The following is a 22620-nucleotide window of genomic DNA, read 5'->3' on the forward strand; positions in this document are numbered from 1 at the left end:
GGAGAGACAACCTTGATATATCGGGACCGCCCCCGCTCGACCACCATCGCCGCGACGCTGACCGCCGCGTGCGGCGCCTTGACGTGCGGCGCCTTGGTGATGACCCTCGCCGCCCCGTCCGCGGCTGCCGCCACCACCGGCCACGCCTCCGCGTCCGGCGTCAAGCCCGGGGCCGAGCGCCCCGTCTGGGCCATCGCGCACCGCGTCCTCACCGTCGACGGCGTCGACAAGGCGCTCGACCACGGCGCCAACGCCGTGGAGATCGACGCCACCGCCTGGAAGAAGGGCTGGTGGGCCGATCACGACGGGCTCCCGACGAGCGCCGGGAACACCATGGCGGAGATGTTCGACCGGATCGCGCAGCAGCGGCGGGCGGGCAAGAACATCGGGTTCGTGTGGCTCGACATCAAGAACCCCGACCACTGCGCGAGCGGTGACGCGCAGCGGCGCCACTGCTCGGTCGCGGCCCTGCGCGACCTGGCCCGCGCCAAGCTGGGGAGCGCCGGGGTGCGGGTCCTGTACGGGTTCTACGGCACCGCGGGCGGAGCGGGCTGGAAGGACGTCGCGGGTGGCCTCACCGACCTCGAAGGCGTGGACATCAGCGGTGACACGGACGAGGTCACGCGGCAGTACGGCGAGTTCGGCGACTCCGTGAAGCACAACCAACGGGTCATGGACAAGGGCCTGTTCAACCTCAAGCTGCCGACCGTTCTGGGGAAGGTGCAGAAGCAGGTCCGCCTCGGCGCCCAGGCACGGGACCGCGGCGAACTGGCGCGCGTCTTCGGCTGGACGACCGCCGCGGGCGACGCCCGCGCGACCCGGGACCTGCTGGACGGCGCCGGGGGCGACGCCGACGGACTGATCTACGGCCACCGGGCCTCCTGCTACCCCGACGGCGTCTCCGGCATCCGCGGCTGCGGCAAGGACGAGTCCTCCGCGAAGCGGGCCATCGGCCACATCCACGACTTCGTCGAGGCGCACGGCGACACCCGCCGCATGGCCACCACGGAGGACGTCCCCTTCGGAAGCTGAGACCGGGAGCTGAGACGGCGCAGCCATGTCCATGCCGCCCGGCCGTTACGGTGACCCCACTGGGTCATCAGCGAGGGAGAGACATGACTGCACAGCTCGACCTGCCCGACCTGCGCCGGCCGCTCTACGGCTGCATGGGGCTCGGCGGCACCTGGGACACCGCGCCGTACACCGCCGCGGACATCGCGCACGCGGAGGTCGCCGTCGAGGCCGCGCTGGCCATCGGCATCACCACGTTCGACCACGCCGACATCTACCGGAAGGGCAAGGCCGAGTCGGTCTTCGGCGAACTGCTCGCCAGGGCGCCCGGCCTGCGCGACCGCGTCGTCCTGCAGACCAAGTGCGGCATCCGGCAGGCCGACGGCGACCACCCCGGCATGTACGACCTGCGGGGGCCGACCATCGTCCGGCGCGTCGAGGAGAGCCTCACGCGGCTCCGCACCGACGTGCTCGACGTGCTGCTCCTGCACCGTCCCGACCCGCTGGCGGACCCCGCGGAGATCGCCGGGGCGCTCACCTCCCTGCACCGCCAGGGCCTGGTGCGCCGCTTCGGCGTGTCGAACATGAGCGCCGCGCAGATGGCCGCTCTACAGGCCCACCTCGATGTCCCGCTGGTCGCGAACCAGTTGGAGATGAGCCTCGCGAGCCGGGACTGGGTCGAGGCGGGCGTCCTCCTGAACACCCCGGCCGCCACCGAGAACGGCTTCCCGCACGGGACGGTCGAGTACTGCCGGGCCAACGGCGTCCGGATCCAGGCCTGGGGCCCCCTGGCCCAGGGCCGCTTCACCGGCCCGGACACGGGCGACTCGCCCGCCGCACGGCTCGTCGCCGACCTCGCCAAGCGCAAGGGGACGACGCCGGAGACGATCCTGCTGTGGTGGCTCCAGCGCCACCCGGCCGGGATCGCCCCGGTCATCGGCACGAGTCGGGCCGAGCGGATCCTCGCCTGCCGGGACGCCGTCGGGCGCGAGCCCGAGCTCACCCACGAGGAGTGGTACGAGCTGTGGGTCGCAGCGCGCGGAGTCCCCCTGCCCTGACCCGCCGCCTGCCCGGAACCGTCACGCCCCGCGCAGCGCCTTGGCGACGACGGAGTCTCCGGAGACCTCTATCCGGCCCTCCCGTACGCCCTGGACCACGGTGAGTGCGCCGCGGCCGATCGCCACGCAGGTGTCGGCGTCCAGGGCGATGCCCGCGTCGGCCCCGTCCGGCGCGGGCCCGTCGCCGTAGGACTCGGCGCCCTGGGCGAGCCGCAGGTGGAACTGCCCCTCGGCCAGCCGGACGTCCACCACGCCCTCGACCGCGGCCGCCGCAAGGGCGCCGAGCAGCGGCAGCGCGAACCAGTGCGCCCGCAGCGCGTCCGTGGGCCTGCGCTCCGCGAGGGCCGGGGCGCCCCAGGCAGCGAGTGCCTGGAGGACGGGCAGCAACTCCCGGCCCCGGTCGGTGAGTTCGTAGACGTACGCCGCCGCGGGCGGGGGCAGTTTGCGGCGGGTGCTCAGGCCCTGCTGCTCCATGTCCTTCAGGCGTGAGGCGAGGACGTCCGTGCTGACGCCGGGCAGGTCGGCGTGCAGGTCGGTGTAGCGGCGCGGGCCCGCGAGGAGTTCCCGGACGATCAGCAGGGTCCAGCGGTCGCCGACGGCGTCCAGGCCGCGGGCGGCGGCGCAGTACTGGTCGTAGCTTCGGCGGGACCGCGACTGCGGCCGGGGCTGAGGTGGCATGCGGCATAGTCTATGCAAGTTGTTGGACTTTCCAAGCGGAGGCTTGGTAAAACCAAGTAACACACGTCACGGGAGGCGCACCGCATGGAGTTCCGGCAGTCGAGCAAGCTCAGCGAGGTCTGTTACGAGATCCGGGGCCCGGTCATCGAGCACGCCAACGCCCTGGAGGAGGCGGGCCACAGCGTCCTGCGCCTCAACACGGGCAACCCCGCGCTGTTCGGCTTCGAGGCGCCCGAGGAGATCGTCCAGGACATGATCCGGATGCTCCCGAACGCGCACGGCTACACGGACTCGCGCGGCATCCTCTCCGCCCGGCGCGCCGTCGCGCAGCGCTATCAGGCGCTCGGCCTGAACGACGTCTCCGTAGACGACGTCTTTCTCGGCAACGGCGTCTCCGAGCTGGTCACCATGGCCGTACAGGCGCTCCTTGAAGACGGCGACGAAGTCCTCATCCCCGCGCCCGACTTCCCTCTGTGGACCGCCGTGACGACCCTCTCCGGAGGCAAGGCCGTCCACTACGTGTGCGACGAGTCCGCCGACTGGTACCCGGACCTGGACGACATGGCGTCGAAGATCACCGACCGCACCAAGGCCGTCGTGATCATCAACCCCAACAACCCCACGGGCGCCGTCTATCCGAAGGAGATCCTGGAGGGCATCCTCGATCTGGCGCGACGGCACGGCCTGATGGTCTTCGCCGACGAGATCTACGACCAGATCCTGTACGACGACGCCGTGCACCACAGCGTCGCCGCCCTCGCCCCGGATCTCGTCGTCCTCACCTTCTGCGGGTTGTCCAAGACGTACCGGGTGGCCGGGTTCCGGTCCGGGTGGATGGTCGTGACCGGCCCGCAGCAGCACGCCAAGAGCTATCTGGAGGGGCTGACGATGCTCGCCTCCATGCGGCTGTGCCCCAACGCCCCCGCGCAGTACGCCATCCAGGCCGCGCTCGGCGGCCGCCAGTCCATCCATGAACTCACCGCGCCCGGCGGCCGGTTGCGCGAACAGCGCGACAAGGCCTGGGAGAAGCTGAACGAGATCCCCGGCGTCTCCTGCGTGAAGCCGAAGGGCGCGCTGTACGCGTTCCCGCGCCTGGACCCGAAGGTCCACCCGATCCACGACGACGAGAAGTTCGTCCTCGACCTGCTCCTCCAGGAGAAGATCCAGGTCGTCCAGGGCACCGGCTTCAACTGGGCCCGCCCCGACCACTTCCGCATCCTCACCCTTCCCTACGCTGACGACCTGGACGCGGCGATCAGCCGCATCGGCCGCTTCCTGAGCGGCTACCGCCAGTAGGGCGCCCGAAGGGGCGCGGGGAACTGCGCGACCAGCCACAGACGGCCCGCGGCCCCCAAACCGGCCTGCCGCCCACGGCGAAGTGCGGTCTGACGTGCTACCGAATGGCGCTCGGCCCGTCCGCCCCTTCCCTCTTCGAACTGCGGGACGGCGCGCTGAAGTACGGCGCGTACACGGAGGTCGACGGGGCGATCAAGGGGCTCATCTACGCCCCCTTCGCGGAGTACGCCCGCGAGGCGCACGGCGTGGACGCCACGGTCCACCGCCACCTCTCCGTCGAGGAGATCATCACGCTCCTCGACGAGGGACGGCAGGTCATCGCCTCGGTGCACTACGAGATCCGCCGCCCCCACCGCCCCGCCCCCGGCAGGGGCGGCCACCTGGTCCTGCTGACCCGGCGTACGGCCGAAGGCCTGCTGCACTTCCACAACCCGTCCGGCATCGACGCCCGCTCCCGTACCGCCGAACTCTCCGCCGACGAGTTCGAGCCGTTCTTCGCCGGACGCGGGGTATCACTGCCCTGACAGACGGTCACCCCGCCTGCCAGGATGGCGCCATGATGCGTGGAGGCAAGGTCGCCGTCGTGGGCGGCAGCATCGCGGGGTGCGCCGCGGCGCTGGCCGCGCACCGCGGGGGCGCGGACGAGATCACCGTGTACGAGCGCGCGGCGGGCGATCTGGCGGACCGCGGCGTGGGGCTCGCCGTGCACGACTCCCGTTACGCGGAGCTGGCTTCGGCCGGGTACCTGGACGCGGGCATGCCGTGGGTGCAGCTCGTGCGGCGGCGCTGGTACGTCAGGGACGACGCGGCACCCGCCCCGGTGGGCCGGGAGATCGCCGTCATGCCGTTCCCCTTCCGTACCTACAACTGGGGTCCGTTGTGGCGGGAGTTGAGGAGCCGCGTCCCGGCGGACGCCGACTTCCGCGCGGGCACTCCCGTGACGGCCCTGCACCCGGCTCCGGACGGCGTGCGGGTCGAGACCGCGTCGGGGGCCGAGCACTTCGACCTCGTCGTCGGCGCCGACGGCTACCGCTCGGCGGCCCGCGCTGCCGCGTTCGGCGACGTCCGCCCCGCCTACGCCGGTTACCTCGCCTGGCGCGGCGCGTTCCCCGAGGCCCGTCTGGCGGATCCGGGCCTGTGGGGCGACGAGGACTGCGTGTACGCCGTCTTCCCCGGCGGTCACGTGATCATCTACCGCATCCCGGACGGCGCGGGCGGCCGCCGCGTCAACTGGGTCCTTTACACCGCGCCGCCCGCGGACCTCGATCTGGGCCTCGGCCTCGACCTGCGGCTCACCGGACCCACGAGCCTGCCGCCCGGCGGCCTCACCGACGCGCTCGCCGCCCATCTCGGGTACGTCGCCGACGAGCTCCTGCCGCCGTACTGGGGCGCGGTGCTGCGCGCGACGGCGCCCGAGGAGCTCTTCCTCCAGCCGATGTACGACTTCACGGCGCCGCGCTGCACCGCCGACCGCGTGCTCCTGGTCGGCGACGCGGCGGCGGTCGCCCGGCCGCACACCGGCGCGGGCGCGGTCAAGGCACTGCAGGACGCCACGGTCCTGGAGTCCGCACTCGCCACGGCGGACACCTGGACGGACGCCCTGGACACGTACGACACCGACCGCACGCTCTCCGGTCGTTCGATGGTGGACCTCGGGCGGCGCCTGGGCGGTGCGCTCGTCCAGGCGACGCCGGACTGGCGGGGCATGGACCAGGCGGCGACGGAGGCGTGGTGGAAGCAGGCGGACGGAGGCGGCGCGTTCGGTGGTCGTGAGCTGAGGAAGTAGTCCTCTCTCGGTCGTGATACGTGGTCAATCGGTCGCACTGCGTACGGATCTGACGTCGTTTTGGGTATGTGCGCCGAGATCAATAGGATCCGGCGATGATCACAAGACAACGGCCGACGGCCTGGGCGATCGCCCTGCTCGCGGCCCTGACCGCCGGGCTCGTCACGGCGGGCCCCGCGGCCGCCGACGACGGCGACGAACCGGCACGACCCTCCCCCAAGGTCGAGCTCGTCCTCGACGTCAGCGGCTCCATGCGCGCCCGCGACATCGACGGCAAGTCCCGGATGGCCGCGGCGAAGCAGGCCTTCAACGAGGTCCTCGACGCGACCCCGGACGAGGTGGCACTCGGCATACGCACCCTCGGCGCCAACTACCGCGGCGACGACCGCAAGACGGGCTGCAAGGACACCGAGCTGCTCTACCCCGTGGAGCAGCTCGACAAGGCGGGCCGCACCGACGCGAAGACCGCCGTGGCGACCCTCGCGCCGACCGGCTGGACCCCGATCGGCCCGACGCTGCTCAAGGCCGCCGACGACCTCACCCACGACGACGACGCCGAGCGCAGCCGCCGCATCGTGCTGATCTCCGACGGCGAGGACACCTGCCAGCCGCTCGACCCGTGCGTGGTGGCCCGCGACATCTCCGCCAAGGGCATCAACCTCACCATCGACACCCTCGGCCTGGTCCCCGACGCCAAGACCCGCGACCAGCTGAGCTGCATCGCCGAGGCCACCGGCGGCACGTACACCTCGATCCGGCACACCGATGAACTCTCGGGCCGCGTCAAGCAGTTGGTGGACCGTGCGGCCGACCCGGTGGTGACGCCGGTCGAGGCGAAGGGCGCGGCCGAGTGCTCCGCGGCGCCGGAGCTGAAGTCGGGCCTCTACACCGACCGTGAGAAGTTCGGCGAGCACCGCTGGTACCGCGTGAGCGTGCCCGCGGGCAAGGAGCTGCGCGCCTCCGTGAGCGTCGCGGCCGACCGGGCCGTCAATCCGGACTACGGCGTACTGCTCAGGGCCGAGACACCGAACGGGCGCGAGCTCGTGCGCGGCCAGGAGTCCGGCGACGGGCGCACCGACGTGATCTCGACGGGCCTTCGCCACCCGACCCCCGAGGCGGACGACGAGGACGAGGAGGACACCGCCAAGACGGTCTGTCTGCGCGTCAGCAACTCGTTCTCGGCGCCCGCTTCGGTGAAGACGACGCCGGGCCTGCCCGTCGAGCTCGCCGTCGATCTGGTCGACTCCCCCGACGAGGCGTCCGACGTGGCGTTCTTCGGGCTCGGCCACGGCTGGTGGCTGCTCGGCCTGCTCGTCCTCACCGGCTTCGTCGCCGGTCTGGTCTGGGGCTGGGTCTCTCGCTGGCGCTTCGCGGTCTGGAGGACCAACTGATGCGTACGACACGTGTGGTGAGCCGTCTCGCCGTGGCGACCGGCGCCGCCCTGCTCGGCCTGACCGGGCTCGCGGGCGTGGCATCGGCCGATGACGAGAAGTCCGACGCGCCGACCGACGCGGGCACCTCCTTCCGCACCGCGACCGCGATCCGCCCCGACCAGGAGGCCACCGCGCAGGCGTCCACGGGCGACTACCTGTACTGGGCGTTCCCCGTGGACACCGGGCAGCGCGCCACCGTGCACGCCACGGTGAAGCTGCCGGACGCCGCCGCCCGGCACGCCGACGCCACCTGGCAGGTCGACGTGTACGACGGCCTCAGGCGCCGTCAGGCGTGCCGCCTCGGCACGCCGACCAGGACCGCGGCGCAGGACGCGGAGTCGGTCTCGCTCTCCTGCTCGCTGCGCACGGTGCGGGCCTGGTCGGAGCAGTGGGCCAACGATCCGCTGCCGGGCACGTACTTCCTGCGGCTCACGGTCAGGGACCTCAAGGCCGACGACCTCGGCCTGCCGGTGAGCGTCACGACGAAGGTCACCACGACCGACGCGGGCGGCGCGCAGGCCGTGGACGGTTCGCTCGGCGAGCCGCTGGTGCCGGGCGCGGGCTCGGACAAGCAGCGCCCCGCCGCCGTCACCGAGCCGGAGGACGGCTGGGCGGGCGGCTGGTGGTCCTCGCGCTGGCTGTGGACGGCGGGCGGCGGCGTCCTCGCGGCGCTCGCGGGCGTCGGCGGCTACGCCCTGACGCGCGGCTCGGGCCGCCCCGCACGGGTGCCCCAGGGCCTCTGACGAGCCCCCCGCGCGCGTGTGACCTGCACCGCGTGGCAGTCTCGTGGGTGGCGGGACCGGACGGTTCCGCCACCCCCTGAAGAACAGGACGTGCGCGACCATGGGCGATCTGCTCCTCGTCCGGCACGGCGAGACGCCGTGGGCCCTCTCCGGGCAGCACACCAGTTGGACGGACATCCCGCTCACGGACAACGGCAGGGAGCAGGCGCGCAGGCTCGCGCCGCTCGTCGGCACGTACCGGATCGGCGCGGCGTTCACCAGCCCGCGCGGGCGGGCACGGGAGACCGCCGAACTCGCCGGGTTCGGGGACGCACGGGTCGACGAGGATCTGAGCGAGTGGGAGTACGGCGCGTACGAGGGCCTCACGACGGTCGAGATCCATCGCACACGTCCCGACTGGTACCTCTTCACGGACGGCGTGGCGCCCGGCCCTCCCGAGCATCCCGGCGAGACGCCCGAGCAGGTCGGTGAGCGCGCCGACCGGATGCTGGCCAAGGTCGACGCCGCGCTCGCCGACAACGAGGGCAGCGTGGTCCTCTTCGCGCACAGCCACTTCCTGCGCGTCCTCGCGGCCCGCCGCCTCGGTCTGCCCACCTCGGGCGGCTCGATGTTCCTGCTCGCCACGGGCACGGTGAGCCGGTTGAGCACCGAGCACGGCAGGCCGGTGGTGGCGGGGTGGAACGTCCGTCCCCATTAGCGCCAATTTCCTTGCCGGGTAAGGGGAATGTCCGTTCCCGCCCGGTTCGACAGGCCCGGTCTTGATCATCAAGACTGCGCCCATGCGATACGGCGTGAATCTCCTCAACTTCGGCTCGGGCACGACCCCCGACTCCCTCGTACGACAGGCCACCGACGCCCGCGACCTCGGCCTCGAGTTCGCGATGATCTCCGACCACATCGCGGTGACCGAGGACGTCCACACGGTCTATCCGGCGCCGTTCTACGACCAGTTCGTGCTCGCCGCGCACCTCGCGGGCCGCGTGCCGGGGCTGCGCCTGGGTACGACCATCACCGTCATCCCCTACCGGCACCCCCTGCAGACCGCGCGGATGGCCGCCAACATCGACCAGCTGAACGACGCCGGGTTCATCCTGGGCGCCGGGGTGGGCTGGTCGCAGGCCGAGTACGAGGTGCTCGGCGTGCCCTTCCGCGAGCGCGGCGCGATCACCGACGAGTACCTCGCGGCGATCCGCGCCGCCTGGGCCGAGGACCCGACGTCCTTCCGGGGCAAGTACGTCTCCTACGAAGGCGTCCGCACCGCCCCCGCCCCCGCGACGAGCCCGCACCTGCCCGTCTGGGTGGGCGGCAACTCCCCCGCCGCGCAGGTCCGCGCCGCGCGCCTCGGCGAGGGCTGGCACCCGTTCATGCCCACCCTGGAGGCGCTGCGCGACGCGCTCCCGCGCATCGCCAGGGAGGCGGACGCCGCGGGCCGCCCGGTCCCCGGTCTCGTGCCTCGCCTGCAGATCAGGCTCGGCGCGCGGCCGGACACCGCCGAGCGGCCGCTCGGGCACGGCAGCGCCGACCAGGTCCGCGGCGACCTGGAGACCCTCGCGGAGCTGGGCGCCACCGACGTACTCCTGGACACGTACCCCGGCACCCCCGAGGAACGGACGTCCGCCGAGGAGGACCGGCGCGTACTGGAGCTCGTGATGTCGACGGCGCCCTGATTGTCAGTGGCGCAGGGCACCATCGGTCTCAGGTGAAGGGACCTGCCGGAGAAGGCGGGGAAGCCGGGGAAGCCGGGGAAGCCGGGGAAGCCGGGGAAAGGGTGTGCGCGTGGTGAGACCGCCTACTGCCGTCCAGCGACGGATCATCGAGGCCGCGGAGCCGGGAACCGGGCGCCTGTCCGGCACCGAGGCCCAGCTCACGGGCCTGGTGCGGGCCCGTCTCGCGTTCCGCCATCCCCGGCCGCCGCACGCGTATTTCCTGACGCCGGCGGGCCATCGCGTACGTGAGGAGGGCGCGGCCCCCGCCGCCCCCGCCGCCCCCGAGCCGCCACCGGCCCCCGCGCCCTCCGGGGTCTTCGCCGCGCGCACCGGCACGGAGACGGCACCGGTCGGCTCCGAAGGCCCCGCCCGCGCGCGGGAGGTGCGCAGCGCCTGGGAGGGCCTGATCGAGCTGCGCCGCATGACGAACACGGACGGCTCGCGCGAGCGGCCCTGCGCCTGGGAGCGGGGCCACTTGGTGCAGGCGGCCGCGCTGGCCCTGGAGGCGGCCGGTTGCCAACCCGCGGGTGCGGGACGTGACGGCTACCGGGTCGGCGCGACGCCGCAGCCGGAAGCCGTCGCCGTTCGGGAACCGACGCCGGACGGACTGCGCGGCTGCGCGGCGGCCCTGGAGCGGGCCGGGTGGCAGGTCGGCGAGCACGCGGAGGCGCGCGGCGGCGGACGGTACGTGCTGGCTTCACCGCGGCGGACCTGAGCCGGAAGGAGCAGCGGCGGCCCGGCGGAATTCCCTGTGGCACCGATGAGTTGAAGGCACGGGGCACAACCCCCGTGACCAGTGCGACCCGAAGACCTTCGAAGGGAACACCGTGGCAGAGCCGTATTCCGTGAGCGTCGGCGTCCGTGGGTACGAGACGGACTCGCAGGGCCATCTCAACCAGGCCGTGTACCTCCAGTACGCCGAGCACGCCCGCTGGTCCCTGCTGCGCGCGGCGGGGATCGCGCAGACCGACCTGCTGGACAAGGGCGTCGGCCCGGTGGCCCTGGAGAACACGGTCCGCTACCGCAGCGAGCTGCGCGCGGGCGACGAGATCACGGTGAGCTGCAGGTTCGTCTGGGGCGAGCGCAAGACGTTCCGTACGGAGCAGACGATAACGAAGGCGGACGGCATGGTGGCCGCGACGGTGACCGGGGTCGCCGGGCTGCTCGACCTCAAGGAGCGGCGGATGGTGTCGGATCCGCTCGACTACTTCCGGGCGCTGGCGTCCGATCCGGGGCTGCTCGGGCTCTAACGCCCCCTGAGTCTCCCTGACGCCACACGCGGCGCGTCGTGGACACGGCTCGCAGCCCCGTCAGTTAGCCGTGTCCATGACATCGTCACCCAACCGTTCCACGACGTTCACACGAGATCACGCACATCCGTGCCACTCTCCCGGTGGTCGATTAGTCAACTCGCGTAGACCGCACGCTCCTTGGGCGGGCGCGCGGCTCGCGAGGCCTTCGGGAAAGGACACCCCCCACATGCCCGTCCCGCGCGTACGCCGCTGGCAACCCCTGGCACTGACCGCGGCCGCGGTCCTCGTCGGCATCACCGTGCCGACCACCGCGACGGCCACCACATCCCCCACACAGGCACCGGCGGCCACAGCCGTCGGCGCCTACGACGACACGTACTACAAGGACGCGCTCGGCAAGACAGGCCCCGAGCTCAAGTCCGCGCTGCACACGATCATCAGCGAGCAGACCAAGCTCTCGTACGACCAGGTCTGGGACGCCCTCAAGACCACCGACGAGGACCCCGCCAACAGCTCCAACGTGATCCTGCTCTACAGCGGCACCTCACGGAGCAAGGGCAGCAGCGGCGGTGACCAGGGCGACTGGAACCGCGAGCACGTCTGGGCCAAGTCCCACGGGGACTTCGGCACCTCGACGGGGCCCGGCACCGACATCCACCACCTGCGTCCCGAGGACGTCACGGTGAACAGCATCCGCGGCAACAAGGACTTCGACAACGGCGGCAGCGCCGTCGAAGGAGCCCCCGGCAACCTCACCGACGACGACTCCTTCGAGCCGCGCGACGCGGTCAAGGGCGACGTGGCCCGCATGATCCTCTACATGGCCGTGCGCTACGACGGCGAGAGCGGCTTCCCCGACCTGGAGCCCAACGACAAGGTGGACAACGGCAGCGCGCCCGCCATCGGCCGCCTCTCCGTCCTCAAGCAGTGGAGCGACGAGGACCCGCCGGACGCGTTCGAGAAGAACCGGAACCAGGTCATATTCGACAAGTTCCAGCACAACAGGAACCCGTTCATCGACCACCCGGAGTGGGTCGAGGAGGTCTACTGACCTGACCGTTCACCTCCCGCCACCGCCCTCGAGCTCCTTGGCCGGTGGCCCCCCACCGGTGTCGGCGAAGAACTGCCAGAGCGTGACCATGGCCACCGCCTGTGCGACCAGATAGGCGAGCTGGAGCGACAAGTACCGCATCTGGTAGATCGACAGGAGGAGCCCGAACCGGCTCTGCCAGAACCGGCGTTCGCCCTGGAAGACATCGAGGTCCAGGGCGATGCCGGTGAGCGTGAGGACGAGCAGCATCGTCAGCACTTCCAGGCCGATGTCTCCGTACCCCTGGTCCATCAAGAAGTTCCCCAGCGCGTCGACGCCGGCGGGCAGGGCGAAGGCCGCGGCCACCATCAGCGCCTTCACCGGCCCGCGCCGCCCCGGCAGGCAGCGCCAGAGCGCGCCGAGCACGAACCCCGCGCCTGCCCAGCAGGTCTGCCAGGTCACGAAGCCGCTCACCATGTCGGGCAGCCCGAATCCGTAGTACGCGCTGCCGCGCCAGTTGTCGCCTCGGATCCAGCCCGACCAGACCACCACCGCGCTCGCCGGGAGGCCGAACAAGCACGCGATGAGGGCGGCTCTGCAGCCGTTGCCCCACCAGGTGTCACGCGGTCCCATGGCGAGCGCCACGTCGACGACCGAGACGTCGGAGGGCAGCCGGTCGGTGGTTCCCGCGCCGCTGGTCCAGGTGTGCAGTCCGCGTACCTCCTGTTCGAGCAGGCGACGTTGGAGTATGTCGTCGTCCGACTGTCCCGCCTCCAGTCGGCGCATCATCGCGTGGATCTCGCGGTAGCGCCGGGCACGGCCGAGCAGGTCGGAGCGCCGAGCGGCCGTGACGCTGGCGCCGAGCCGCTCACCGGTCCTCTCCAGGTCGTGTCCGAGGACGGTCCGGCCCGGGGCCACGACCGTGATCAGGCGCAGTGCCGCCATGTTCAGGAAGAGCCAGAGGGCTTCGAGAAGTGAGTTGTTTTCGAAGGCGCCGAGGCCCAGGCCGACGATGACGGGGAAGAACAGCAGGAACAGCCGCCGGTCCTCCGCTTCCGCGACCGGCGATTCGGTGGCTCGCACGCTGGCGGCCCGCAGCGCGGTGAGGACGACGAGGCCGGTGATGAGCCAGTGGTACCAGAACCACCAGTTCTGGAAGTTCACGGCGAACCAGGTGAGATTCGTCCTGAGGTCGTCCAGGTGCTCCCAGCCGTACGCGGGGTCCCCTCGGTGGCTCAGCCAGGAGGCACGCTGCCAGTCGCGTTCCGCGGTCAGGGCGTAGCAGACGCCGACGACCACGGTGCTGACGAGGACCGCGGGTCCCGCGTACCGGAGTTGCAACTCGCGCGGCCCGTAGGGGGCCGTCCTGCTCGGCGGGACGAGGCCGCAGTCGCGGGCCGCGCGCCAGGCGGCCGCGGCGAATCCGACGAGGCCGAGGGCCAGCGCGCAGCCTTGGGCGGTGAACAGTGCGTACACCGCCCTGTCCGGCGCGCCCCCGTGAAGCTCCAGTGACGTGGGCAGCCCGAACCGTTGCGGCGCGCAGCTCACCGCGAGCAGAGGGGCGGCCAAGGCCACCGCCGCCCATGCGACGGGTCGTCGCGGCCGTCCGAAGGCGAGCATCAGCACGGCGGCGCCGAGACTCATGGGCAGGCTGAGCCGCTGTTCACGGTCGTACCAGGCCTCCTCGTCGCCCAAGGCCCTGGCCAGGCGGTAGAACACCTCGTCGGCATTGACGACGGTGACGAGCCCGGCCGAGACCCAGGCCCAGTCGCTCAGTGTCCGCGCGGCCCGCGTCTCCGCCGCGCTGGCCCCTGCTCGGCGGCGCACCTGCCGGGCCGCGTACAGCAGGAGCCCGCTCGCCGCGAACGTCCACGCCATGCCGCCCACGGTGCTGACGTTGGCGAACAGCAGCCGGTCGTCCTGCGCCCCGAGCGACCGCTGCCAGCTCGGTTCGATCCGGACGTCGACGGGCGGCGGGGCCCTCTCGCCCTTGGGGTACCACACGAGCGCGGTGGCGTCCTTCCGCGTGGTCGGCTCCGGTTCGGCGGACTCGGCTCCCGGGGCGCCGGGGTCCACCAGGATCTCCGTCCAGTCGACGCGGTGGAGCCCGGGCGCCGGTGCGAAGAGCAGCCGCCAGTACGCCACACCCCGTTTCACCTTCCAGGGGCCGAGGGCGAACCACTCCGTGGCCTCGTCGATCCAGGAGAAGGTGTCGAAGGCGACCTCGAAGCCGCCCTTCTCCGCACTCACCCGGGGGCTCCCCTCGGGCCGCCACTCGCCCCACCACTGGTGCTGCGACTCGTGGGGGCGGGTCAGGCAGCCCATGGCCTTGCGGTACGCGCCGGTGTCCTCGCTCATCAGGAGCGACGAGGCGAGCCGCCAGGACGAGGGGACGTGGACGGTCAGGCTCGCGGTCACCTTGGTGTGGATGCGGCCGCCGTGCGCAAGCCGGACGGAGGCGCTCGCCTCGGCCTTGTCCAGGCCCGCGGTGTCGCACCTCTTGTCCAGCGACTCCTGGACGGCTCCCGCCCGCGCGGGCCACAGCACCGCGCACAGCGTGAGCAACAGCACGACCGCACGTTTCCCCAACTACCGCCCCCGACGCTTGAGTTGGTCTATCCGTCAGTGTCCACGAGCGCGGCGAGTTCCGCGAGGTCCTCGGCGTCGAGCCGCAGTCCGGCCGCCGCCACGTTCTCCGCCAGATGGGCCGGTGACGACGTTCCCGGGATCGCGAGCATCGCGGGCGAGACGGCGAGGAGCCACGCCAGGGTGACCTGCGCGGGCGTGGCTCCGTGTCGGTCCGCGACGCGCCGGAGCACGTCGAGGTCGGGCGCTCCCGCGCCGCCGAAGGGGAAGTACGGGACGTACGCGATGTCCTGCGCGGCACAGAGTTCGACCAGCTCGGCGTGCTCGCGCGTGAGGGGGCTGAATCTGTTCTGCAGGGCGGCGACGGGGGCGATCTCCCGCGCCTCCGCGAGCTGTTCGGGCGTGGCGCTACTGACTCCGAGGTGCCGGATGAGGCCCTCGTCGCGCAGGGCCGCCAGCGTGGCGAAGCGGTCGCCGCCGGGGCCGTCCGTGGTCAGGAAGCGGAGATAGACCAGGTCGAGGTGGTCCCGGCCGAGTTCGCGCAGATTGCGGTGCACGGCGGCGCGCAGCTCGGCCGGGTCCGCCGGGTCGAGCCAGCTGCCGTCGGGGAGGCGTCCTGGACCGACCTTGGTGGCGATCACCAGTTCGTCGGCGTAGGGGTGCAGGGCCTTGCGGATGAGGTCGTTGGCCGCGATGTCCTCGAAGAAGTAGAAGGCGGCCGTGTCGATGTGGTTCACGCCGAGCTCGACGGCGCGGCGCAGCACCTCGATGCCCCGCGCGGGGTCGTGGGCGGGCCCTTCCCACCGGCCCGCGGGCAGCCGCATCGCGCCGAAGCCCATGCGGTTCACGGGGAGCTCACCGCCGATGAGCCACTGCCCGGCGGCAGCCGCGGCCACGCTGCCGCTGCCTTTGCTGTTGACCTCGCTGATGCCGCCGCTGATGTCTTCGCTGGTTGCTGCCATGGCCAGATCCTGTGCGCCGCGCCCGAAGACCGCGATCACGTGGCCACTTGCTGCCACGCCGACCGCGCCGCAGACTGTCCGCACCATGCCGAGCCCTACGACGAACGACCACATCGTGTCCCTGCGCGGCGAGCGCGAGCTGGTGCGCCGGGCGGGCGGCCTGTTCACCGGGGCCCGCGAGGAGTTCCTGTGCGCGGCGGCCGACCTGGTGACCTTCTCGCCGGGCGTGAACGCCGCCTTCGCCGAGGGAGGGCGCCCGCCGCTCGTCCCCGGCGGCCTGGTCATGCGCAAGCTGTACACGCCGCGCGCGCTCGCGGACCACGCCTCCGAGCAGCGCCTCGTCAGGATCGCCGCGTCGGGGGCGCAGGTGCGGATCTCGGCCGCGCCGCTCGCGCACGAGGCGATCGTCATCGACCGGCGGGTGGCGATCCTCGCGGGGGCGCCGGTCAGGGGCGTGCGGACCTTCACGGTGATCCAGTCCCCGATCGCGGTCGAGGGCGTGCGGGCGCTGGTGTACGCCGCCTGGGAGACGGCCACCGATCTCGCCGAGTTCCGCCGCACGCGACCGCCCGCGCTGGACGAGGAGGCGCGCCGCGTCCTGCGGGCGCTCGGCGCCGGGCAGACCGACGAGGTGGCGGCGCGTGAACTGGGCATGTCGCTGCGCACGTTCCGCAGGCGCGTCGCCGAACTGATGACGGCGCTCGGCGCCACGTCCCGCTTCCAAGCGGGGCTCCGGGCGCGCGAGTTGGATTTCGACGGCCGGGGCGGGGCAGGCAATTGACTGTGGCACAGGACCGTCTAGATTGATGCCCGATCTGCTTGATCATTGAACTGCCTGCGCCGCGTCCGCTGCGCCCAGTACGTTCCAGGAGGCTTCCCGTGTCAGACGACGTACCCCAGCTCGGCCCCATCGAGATCGACGCCGCGGAGGCCGCCGAGGCCGGGGCGATACGCGCCCGCATCGACACCGGCAAGCCGCACTCCGCACGCTTTTGGAACTACTTCGTGGGCGGCAAGGACAACTACGAGAAGGACCGCGAGCTCGGGGACCACATCAAGGAGATCTTCCCCGGTCTGGTCGACGTGGCGCGCACCAGCCGCCTGTTCCTGGGCCGTGCCGTCCGCCACCTCGCCACGGAGCAGGGCGTACGCCAGTTCCTCGACATCGGCACGGGCCTGCCCACGGCCGACAACACGCACGAGGTCGCCCAGGCCGCGGCCCCCGACTCGCGCATCGTCTACGTCGACAACGACCCGCTGGTCCTCGCGCACGCCCGCGCCCTCCTCACGAGCACGTCCGAGGGCGAGACGGCGTACATCGACGCCGACCTCTACGACCCCGAGGCGATCCTCCGCGAGGCGGCGAAGACCCTGGACCTCTCGCGCCCCGTCGCCCTGATCATCCTCAACACGCTCGGCCACGTCGCCGACTACGCCCAGGCCCGCGACCTGGTCAACCGCCTCATGGCCGGACTGCCGTCCGGCAGCTACCTGGTCATCAGCGACTCCACGGCCACCAGCGAGGGCATGATCGCCGCGTCGAACGAGTACAACAAGAGCGGAGCGACCCCCTACTACGTACGCGAAGTGGCGGAGATCGGCGGCTTCTTCGACGGCCTCGACCTGGTGGAGCCCGGCGTCGAGCAGGTCACGCGGTGGCGTGCGGAGACGGCGGACTCGACGGCGGTCGACGCGTACGGGGCCGTGGGGCGCAAGGCCTAGCGGCCCGGTCAGGTCAGGTCAGTCGTCCGGGGACGTCCCGAGGCGCGTCAGCTCGGCGATGAGCCGGGTGTGCGAGCCCGGGGCGTCCCGCTCCAGCCGCCGGTAGAGCGCGAGCGCGGCGTCCCTCGCCTCGCCGCACTCCCGTGCTCGGCCCAGGGCGAGCAGTGTTCTGGTGTGCGTGGCGAGTGCGGCCGCGTACTCCTCGGCGTACTCCTCGCGCAGTTCCTCGGACCAGCCCGCCATGACGGACACGGCTTCCGCCGCGACCTGTTCGGCCTCCTCGTGCCGCTTCATGAGGGACAGGAACTGGCCCTGGTTGCGCAAGGCGCTCAACAGGCCCCGCACATCGGGCGATTCCTCGCGGCAGACGGTGCGGAAGACCTGCGCGGCCTTGTTGGACACCCGGAAGGCCACCGCGTGGCACGACGCGGCGATCAGCGCCCCCGTCTGCACGAGGAAGGACGCTCCGAGCAGGGGCAGATAGCCGCGACCGTGAGTGACCGTCAGTTCCCGTGCCAGACCGACGGCCTCGTCCGCCGCCGCCATGGACTCCGCAGGAGCGCGCGCCTCGATGCAGAGCTCCGCCAGGGTGTGCAACGTCAGCACGTACTCCGCCCGTCGGTGACCCGTCGGATCGGAGCGTGCGAAGCGGCGTTCGATCGACGCGACCTCCGCGAGGGCTTCCCGTGCGTCGGCGAGGTGGCCGAGGCCCGCCAGAATCGCTGACTTGGTGCTCAGCGTGGACGCCAGTTCGTGGAGATAGGCGTCGGGACTGTCCTCGGCGGCGTCCCGGCGGACACGCAGCGACTCCTCGGCCGCCTCCAGCGCCTCGGTGGGACGGCCCACCGCGTCGTAGCGCTTCGCGAGCGTGTTGAGCGACCGGGCGAGGTCGGGAAGCGCGAAGGGGTGACGGGCCACCAGAGCGCGGCGCATGGCGACCGAAGCTCGGGCCGTCTCCAGGGCTTGGTCGAGGTCACCCGTGTCGGCGAGGTGGATGGCGAGGTTGTTCAGCGCTCCCGCCAGGACGGACAGCCGATCGGTGGGTTCCTCCGGCCGCCAGGCGGTCACCAGTCCGACGCTCTTCCTGCCGTCCCGCACGGCTTCCTCCGCCCGCCCCAGCTTTCCGAGGGCCGCGGCCCTCTGGTGCAGCAGCAGTCCTTCAAAGACCGGCTGTACGGTCGGCACGGTGTCGACGAGGTTCAGCGCGGTCGTCGCGGCGGCGAGGGCCTCCTCGTAGCGGTAGTCCGTCATGAGCCTCATGGCGAGGTTGTGCAGGGAACCCGCGCGCTGCAGTTCGGGGGCGTCCGGCGACTCCTCGTCGACGAGCTGCGCGAGCTGTTCCGCCAGCCGGATGCTCCATGAGGCGAGCGCGCGGGTCATCAAGGGCGTCCGCAGGGAGAGTTCCTGCAGCTGGTCCGGGGGCAGCAGTCCCTCCACGAGGATCCGGTCGAGCGCGGCGATCAGGATGGCGGGTTCCGCGCTGCGGGTTCCCGCGGCGATCAGCAGGGGCGCGAGCCTGGCCGGTTGCGCGCGCACGGCGGTCAGCAGGACGCTCTCCAGCGCCCCGGCCTGGATCTGTGCGGCTGCCCTGCTCAGTACGAGGAGGGAGTTCACGGCCTCCTCGGCGTCGAGGACGCCCACGAGACGCAGGAAGATCTCGGGTTCGGCCGCCACGGAGGTGCCCACGAGGTACTCGCCCAGGGGGTCGGGCTCCAGGGGACCCCAGTGCCAGGAGGCGCCGCCGTCGACGGGCTCGGGCCGGGGGTAGAGGTCGCGCACCCAGTCGGCCACGGCCCAGCGCACCGATTCCAGGTGGTCGCCGATGCGCGGTACGCGGTGCAGGATGTCGTGCGCGCGGTCGCTCGGCACCGGTCCCACCAGCGTGGCCGCGACGACGGCGTTCCGCAGGGCGGCGTCGCCGAGCTGGTCGAGCGGCGCCCGCCGCGACGTCTTGCGCCAATAGACGCCCTCGTGATCGAGCAGCATCTCCTGGGCGCTGCGCACCTCCGCCGAGGAGTAGGGCGCGAGGATCCCTGCCAGCGCCGCCATGTGGATGTCGAGGATCGTCCGCGGCTGGCCGCGCGCTGAGCCCCGGCGGAGGAGGGCGGCCGCATCGAGGGCGGCCGCTTCGGGTGACGCGGTCACGGCGAGGCCGAGCGCGGTCGCGCCGCGCGTCAGGTCCTCCACCGCCGTACGGAACGCCTCGTCCTCCGCGACGCCGAGCGACGCGGTGTCCGGGATCGCCCAGCGCCGGGCCGCTTTCGTCACGTCGGCCGCCTCGGGCCCGCAATCGGCGCGTACGTCGTCCCACCACTGGCCGACCGCGCGCGCGACGAGGAGGACCTTGAAGGGGAGACCGCGCGGGCGCCTGCTCAGGCGCCCGATGAGGTCCCCCAGGTCGTCCACGCGGCTTTCCGCGTAGTCGATCACGAGGAAGACGGGGGCCGTCGCGCGGGCGAGCAGCCGGTGGTGCTCGGGTCCGCTGCGCCTGCTGAGGTGGACCACGGCGTACCGCGACGCGGCGAGCCTGTGGCCCACTTCGCGGGCCATCCTGGTCTTGCCCGCCCCACCGGCACCACTCAGCAGGGCCACCGACAGGCCGTCGCCCGAGGTGCTCCAGTCCACCATCTCGTCGAGGAGTTCACGGCGTCCGGTGAACCGCACGGTCTCCGCTCTGGGGTGCAGCAGCGTGGCCACGGAGCGTGGCACCAGGGGCTCCACGGCCTCGACGCCGTCGGCGAGTTCGGCCGGTTCGAGGTGTACGGCCGTGCCGGTGTGCCGACGGATCAGCTCGCGGAATCCGTCGTCCGCGAGGAGCACGTAGGCGGGGACCGCTTCGAGCCTGCTGTGCGGCCACCCCGGCAGGTCCGCGACGGTGACCCCGACGAGGGTGTCCCCGCACCAGACCGCGCCGCCGGACAGACCGGCCCACGGCGACGTGTGCGCGGGCCCGTTCGGCGGGCTGCCCTCCAGGGCCAGCACGTAGCGGTCGGCCTCGACGGCTTCCAGCGGATCGGCCGCCCCTCGGAACGCGGCGGACCCGAGACGCCCGTCGCGGCCCGCCAGCGCCGTGAACCCGAGAATCGACACGTCGGCCGGGTCCGACGTCACCAGCCTGCCCCAGCGCACCGGATCCACGGCGGGGAGCACGTCCTCGTCGGCGAGCAGGAGGGCGGTGTCGTACGGGCCGTCGGAGCGGGCCCACACCACCTGGCAGCCGGTCGGTTTGCCGCCGGGTGTCCGCACGGTGGCGCGCGTGTGGGTGCCCAGTACGTGCTGGGCGGTCAGGACGAGGCGCGGCGCGAGCAGGTAGCCGGACCCCTGCCCGGCCGCCGCCTTCACCACGGCGACCCGGCGCCTCTCCTCCACGGCGACCCCTGCCCCTCAGCTGACCCTCATCGCCCGAAGGATGAATCCAACTCCCCGACGTCCTCTTGCCCCTGATGGCCGATCAGAAGTGGCTCACCGGCGCCGTTCTTCGGCGTGAGGACCAACTTCACCCTGTGTACGTCCTCCTTGGCGACCTTGCCGGACGCTTCCGCGGACACCACCGAACTGAAGATCCGGCTCAGGCCCACCTTGGCCGTGCCTTCCCGGGACAGGGTGAAGGCGAACTCCAGCTCAATGGGCCCGACTTCGAACTTGACGTCACTGGACGCCCCGGCGGCGGCCGCGGCCAACAACTCGTCCCGCAACGCCTGCACCGCCTCGCCGACCCCGATGCCCTCGGCCACGCTTCCCCCCTCGCTCTGCCGCGTGTTTGCGGTTTGCCGCGCATACTCTACGGCGCTGGTGTCGTGCGTCGGTCCGGTTCTCCGGGAAGGTCTGCCCAGATCGTGCGTAAGGTCCCACCACACCCAGCGCGACGTGGGTGGTCGTCAGCCTTCCCCGGGCGCCGGAACCGCCGCGAGGAACGCGTCGATCTCCTGCCTCACGTAGCGTGACACCCCGGTCAGCAGGACCAGTGCCTCCTTGAGTTCACGGACGAGTTCCGGGGTGACGGCCCAGATCTCCGGCTTCCTGGTGACGACGGCGTACAGCAGCTCGTCGTCGAACCAGCCGCCTTCCGCCTGCTTCGGCGCGGTGTCCCGGAGGATCTCCACGGCGAGCGGCAGCAGCCAGGGCAGCCCGACGTCCTGCCCGATGAGCCGGGCGAGCTCGTGCGGTTCCAGGGTTCCGACGGGACGGCGGCGAAGCTCGTGCGCGTCCCTGACCAGGGACGTCACATCCCCGGAAGGCTCCGGCCAGCACCGGCCTTCCAGCTCCTCAAGGGTGCGGCCACGATCGGACCGCCCCGTCACCCTCGAATTCCTCGAGCCAGGCATCGACGTCCTCCTTTCCGTGCAGGTACTGCCCCGGGTCTTCCAGGAGATCCGCTCCGGACAGCCGGTCCAGGGCGGTCCAGATCCGGGCATCACGCAACTGGGGGGAATCGCCCTCCATGGTGTGCAGCGCCCATGCGGACACCTCGTCGGGCGTGACCACACCGGCGGCGAGGGAACGCAGGCGGGAGCGAATCGACGCTTCCAGGGAGTCGTCCGACCCGGACCAGTCGACGACCCATCCGCCTTCGGCGAAGAACGCATCCAGAGACGAGCGGTCCTCCACCCAGTGGTCGCCGCAGCCGTTCGTGAACTCCTGGTCGTGGGCCAGCAGGATCAGGTAGCTGGGCGGAGAGTCGGGAAGTTCCTGGACCCGCACGTACTTGCCCGCTTCGTCTCCGGACCGGATCCACCCCTCTCGTGGTGTGGTCTCCGGCGTTCCCGCGCCTCGCCGCGCCTGCTCCCAGGCGTCGACCCGCCTGAGATGCGGCCCGCTCACGTCCTCGGCGCCCGCGACGTAGGCGAGCCAGCGCAGCTCGTCGCAGGCGAAGAAGTCCTCACCCCAACTGTCGGCCCAGATCCGCACCTTGCCGTCCGCCGAGTACGTCAGGTCCCACCACGCCCAGCCCCGGCTCTCGGAGTCGGGGTCGAACTCGTGGAGCCAGCCCTGGAGTTCCCAGGACCCGCCCCTGATCGCCGCGGCGTAGCGCTCTCTGCCGCGGCGCGCGAACAGTGGCGCCTCCGCCGAGAGCGGGCCGCTCACCTCGGCGAACCACGCGGGGACGGCTGCCACCGGCAGGTCCTCCTCGGCGAAGTCCACCGAGAGGGCGAGGCCAAGGGCGACATCGAGCACGGACCGTAGGCGTGCCTCGAACTCCGCCGCGGGCACGGTCAACGTCATGTCGAACGTGCTCAGTACCGGGGGCGCGTCCTGCGAGGAGGACCGCCGGGCGACCCGGAGCCGCTCCTGCTCGATGTCCTCGATCTCGTGCAGCATGGTCGTCGTCAGCCCTCCCTGGGCCCGCACACGTTCC

The 22620-nt window shown here is 72.1% G+C and carries 21 protein-coding genes; 14 read left to right on the forward strand and 7 right to left on the reverse strand.

Features of this window, described 5'->3' with window-relative positions; all coding sequences use genetic code 11:
* The first annotated feature begins 12 nt into the window (after window positions 1–12).
* Both CP970_RS08035 and CP970_RS08040 read left to right on the forward strand, forming a co-directional pair.
* The gene (locus tag CP970_RS08035; RefSeq protein WP_107098972.1) at window positions 13–1032 is read left to right on the forward strand and encodes a PI-PLC domain-containing protein; all 1020 of its coding nucleotides are present in this window, start codon (window positions 13–15) and stop codon (window positions 1030–1032) included.
* Window positions 1033–1115: 83 nt separating this feature from the next.
* Entirely contained in the window at window positions 1116–2069 is a 954-nt protein-coding gene (locus CP970_RS08040) for an aldo/keto reductase (protein WP_224058322.1), read from the forward strand.
* Between the two features lie 21 nt (window positions 2070–2090).
* Here CP970_RS08040 and CP970_RS08045 read toward each other — a convergent pair whose 3' ends face one another.
* Complete coding sequence (locus CP970_RS08045) at window positions 2091–2747, reverse strand: winged helix-turn-helix transcriptional regulator (RefSeq protein WP_055549204.1); 657 nt, start codon at window positions 2745–2747, stop codon at window positions 2091–2093.
* Window positions 2748–2831: 84 nt separating this feature from the next.
* On the opposite strand from CP970_RS08045, the gene CP970_RS08050 reads away from it, so the two are divergent.
* From CP970_RS08050 to CP970_RS08095, 10 genes are all read left to right on the forward strand, one after another.
* Complete coding sequence (locus CP970_RS08050) at window positions 2832–4043, forward strand: pyridoxal phosphate-dependent aminotransferase (RefSeq protein ID WP_055549206.1); 1212 nt, start codon at window positions 2832–2834, stop codon at window positions 4041–4043.
* Between the two features lie 104 nt (window positions 4044–4147).
* Entirely contained in the window at window positions 4148–4567 is a 420-nt protein-coding gene (locus CP970_RS08055; RefSeq protein ID WP_317987145.1) for a cysteine peptidase family C39 domain-containing protein, read from the forward strand.
* Between the two features lie 35 nt (window positions 4568–4602).
* Window positions 4603–5829: an FAD-dependent monooxygenase gene (locus tag CP970_RS08060; RefSeq protein WP_055549220.1), complete on the forward strand. Its 1227-nt coding sequence runs from the start codon at window positions 4603–4605 to the stop codon at window positions 5827–5829.
* A 95-nt stretch (window positions 5830–5924) separates the two neighbouring features.
* Window positions 5925–7220, forward strand: coding sequence for a VWA domain-containing protein (locus CP970_RS08065; RefSeq protein ID WP_055549208.1), 1296 nt, complete (start codon window positions 5925–5927; stop codon window positions 7218–7220).
* A complete protein-coding gene (locus CP970_RS08070) occupies window positions 7220–8005 on the forward strand; it encodes a hypothetical protein (RefSeq protein ID WP_055549209.1) in 786 nt (261 codons plus the stop codon). The genes CP970_RS08065 and CP970_RS08070 overlap by 1 nt, the downstream gene beginning before the upstream one ends.
* Before the next feature lie 100 nt (window positions 8006–8105).
* Window positions 8106–8702, forward strand: a complete 597-nt coding sequence (locus CP970_RS08075; RefSeq protein ID WP_055549210.1) for a histidine phosphatase family protein — start codon at window positions 8106–8108, stop codon at window positions 8700–8702.
* An 82-nt stretch (window positions 8703–8784) separates the two neighbouring features.
* The gene (locus CP970_RS08080; protein ID WP_150493095.1) at window positions 8785–9672 is read left to right on the forward strand and encodes a TIGR03619 family F420-dependent LLM class oxidoreductase; all 888 of its coding nucleotides are present in this window, start codon (window positions 8785–8787) and stop codon (window positions 9670–9672) included.
* A 109-nt stretch (window positions 9673–9781) separates the two neighbouring features.
* The gene (locus CP970_RS08085; protein WP_150493097.1) at window positions 9782–10426 is read left to right on the forward strand and encodes a hypothetical protein; all 645 of its coding nucleotides are present in this window, start codon (window positions 9782–9784) and stop codon (window positions 10424–10426) included.
* A gap of 112 nt (window positions 10427–10538) precedes the next feature.
* The gene (locus CP970_RS08090; protein ID WP_055549260.1) at window positions 10539–10961 is read left to right on the forward strand and encodes an acyl-CoA thioesterase; all 423 of its coding nucleotides are present in this window, start codon (window positions 10539–10541) and stop codon (window positions 10959–10961) included.
* A gap of 229 nt (window positions 10962–11190) precedes the next feature.
* Entirely contained in the window at window positions 11191–12015 is an 825-nt protein-coding gene (locus tag CP970_RS08095; protein ID WP_055549262.1) for an endonuclease I family protein, read from the forward strand.
* 9 nt (window positions 12016–12024) lie between these two features.
* On the opposite strand, the gene CP970_RS08100 is transcribed toward CP970_RS08095, so the two are convergent.
* Together CP970_RS08100 and CP970_RS08105 are read right to left on the reverse strand one after the other, a co-directional pair.
* Complete coding sequence (locus CP970_RS08100; protein WP_055549264.1) at window positions 12025–14565, reverse strand: DUF6185 family protein; 2541 nt, start codon at window positions 14563–14565, stop codon at window positions 12025–12027.
* Window positions 14566–14609: 44 nt separating this feature from the next.
* Window positions 14610–15542, reverse strand: a complete 933-nt coding sequence (locus tag CP970_RS08105; RefSeq protein WP_079043632.1) for an aldo/keto reductase — start codon at window positions 15540–15542, stop codon at window positions 14610–14612.
* Between the two features lie 85 nt (window positions 15543–15627).
* On the opposite strand from CP970_RS08105, the gene CP970_RS08110 reads away from it, so the two are divergent.
* The gene (locus CP970_RS08110) at window positions 15628–16323 is read left to right on the forward strand and encodes a helix-turn-helix transcriptional regulator (RefSeq protein WP_055549266.1); all 696 of its coding nucleotides are present in this window, start codon (window positions 15628–15630) and stop codon (window positions 16321–16323) included.
* Between the two features lie 128 nt (window positions 16324–16451).
* Window positions 16452–17264, forward strand: coding sequence for an SAM-dependent methyltransferase (locus CP970_RS08115; RefSeq protein WP_398656904.1), 813 nt, complete (start codon window positions 16452–16454; stop codon window positions 17262–17264).
* 18 nt (window positions 17265–17282) lie between these two features.
* On the opposite strand, the gene CP970_RS08120 is transcribed toward CP970_RS08115, so the two are convergent.
* The 4 genes from CP970_RS08120 to CP970_RS44830 all read right to left on the reverse strand — a co-directional run bounded on the left by CP970_RS08120 (window position 17283) and on the right by CP970_RS44830 (window position 22583).
* The gene (locus CP970_RS08120) at window positions 17283–20633 is read right to left on the reverse strand and encodes a tetratricopeptide repeat protein (RefSeq protein ID WP_055549268.1); all 3351 of its coding nucleotides are present in this window, start codon (window positions 20631–20633) and stop codon (window positions 17283–17285) included.
* 26 nt (window positions 20634–20659) lie between these two features.
* Window positions 20660–20998: a trypco2 family protein gene (locus CP970_RS08125; RefSeq protein ID WP_063806122.1), complete on the reverse strand. Its 339-nt coding sequence runs from the start codon at window positions 20996–20998 to the stop codon at window positions 20660–20662.
* A 144-nt stretch (window positions 20999–21142) separates the two neighbouring features.
* Window positions 21143–21589, reverse strand: coding sequence for a contact-dependent growth inhibition system immunity protein (locus CP970_RS08130; protein ID WP_055549270.1), 447 nt, complete (start codon window positions 21587–21589; stop codon window positions 21143–21145).
* Window positions 21531–22583 (reverse strand): hypothetical protein, encoded by a 1053-nt coding sequence (locus CP970_RS44830; RefSeq protein ID WP_224058323.1) that lies wholly within the window; start codon window positions 22581–22583, stop codon window positions 21531–21533. Before CP970_RS44830 ends, CP970_RS08130 begins: the two co-directional genes overlap by 59 nt.
* Window positions 22584–22620 lie beyond the last annotated feature (37 nt).

Source organism: Streptomyces kanamyceticus (assembly GCF_008704495.1).
GTDB classification, from domain to species: Bacteria; Actinomycetota; Actinomycetes; order Streptomycetales; family Streptomycetaceae; genus Streptomyces; species Streptomyces kanamyceticus.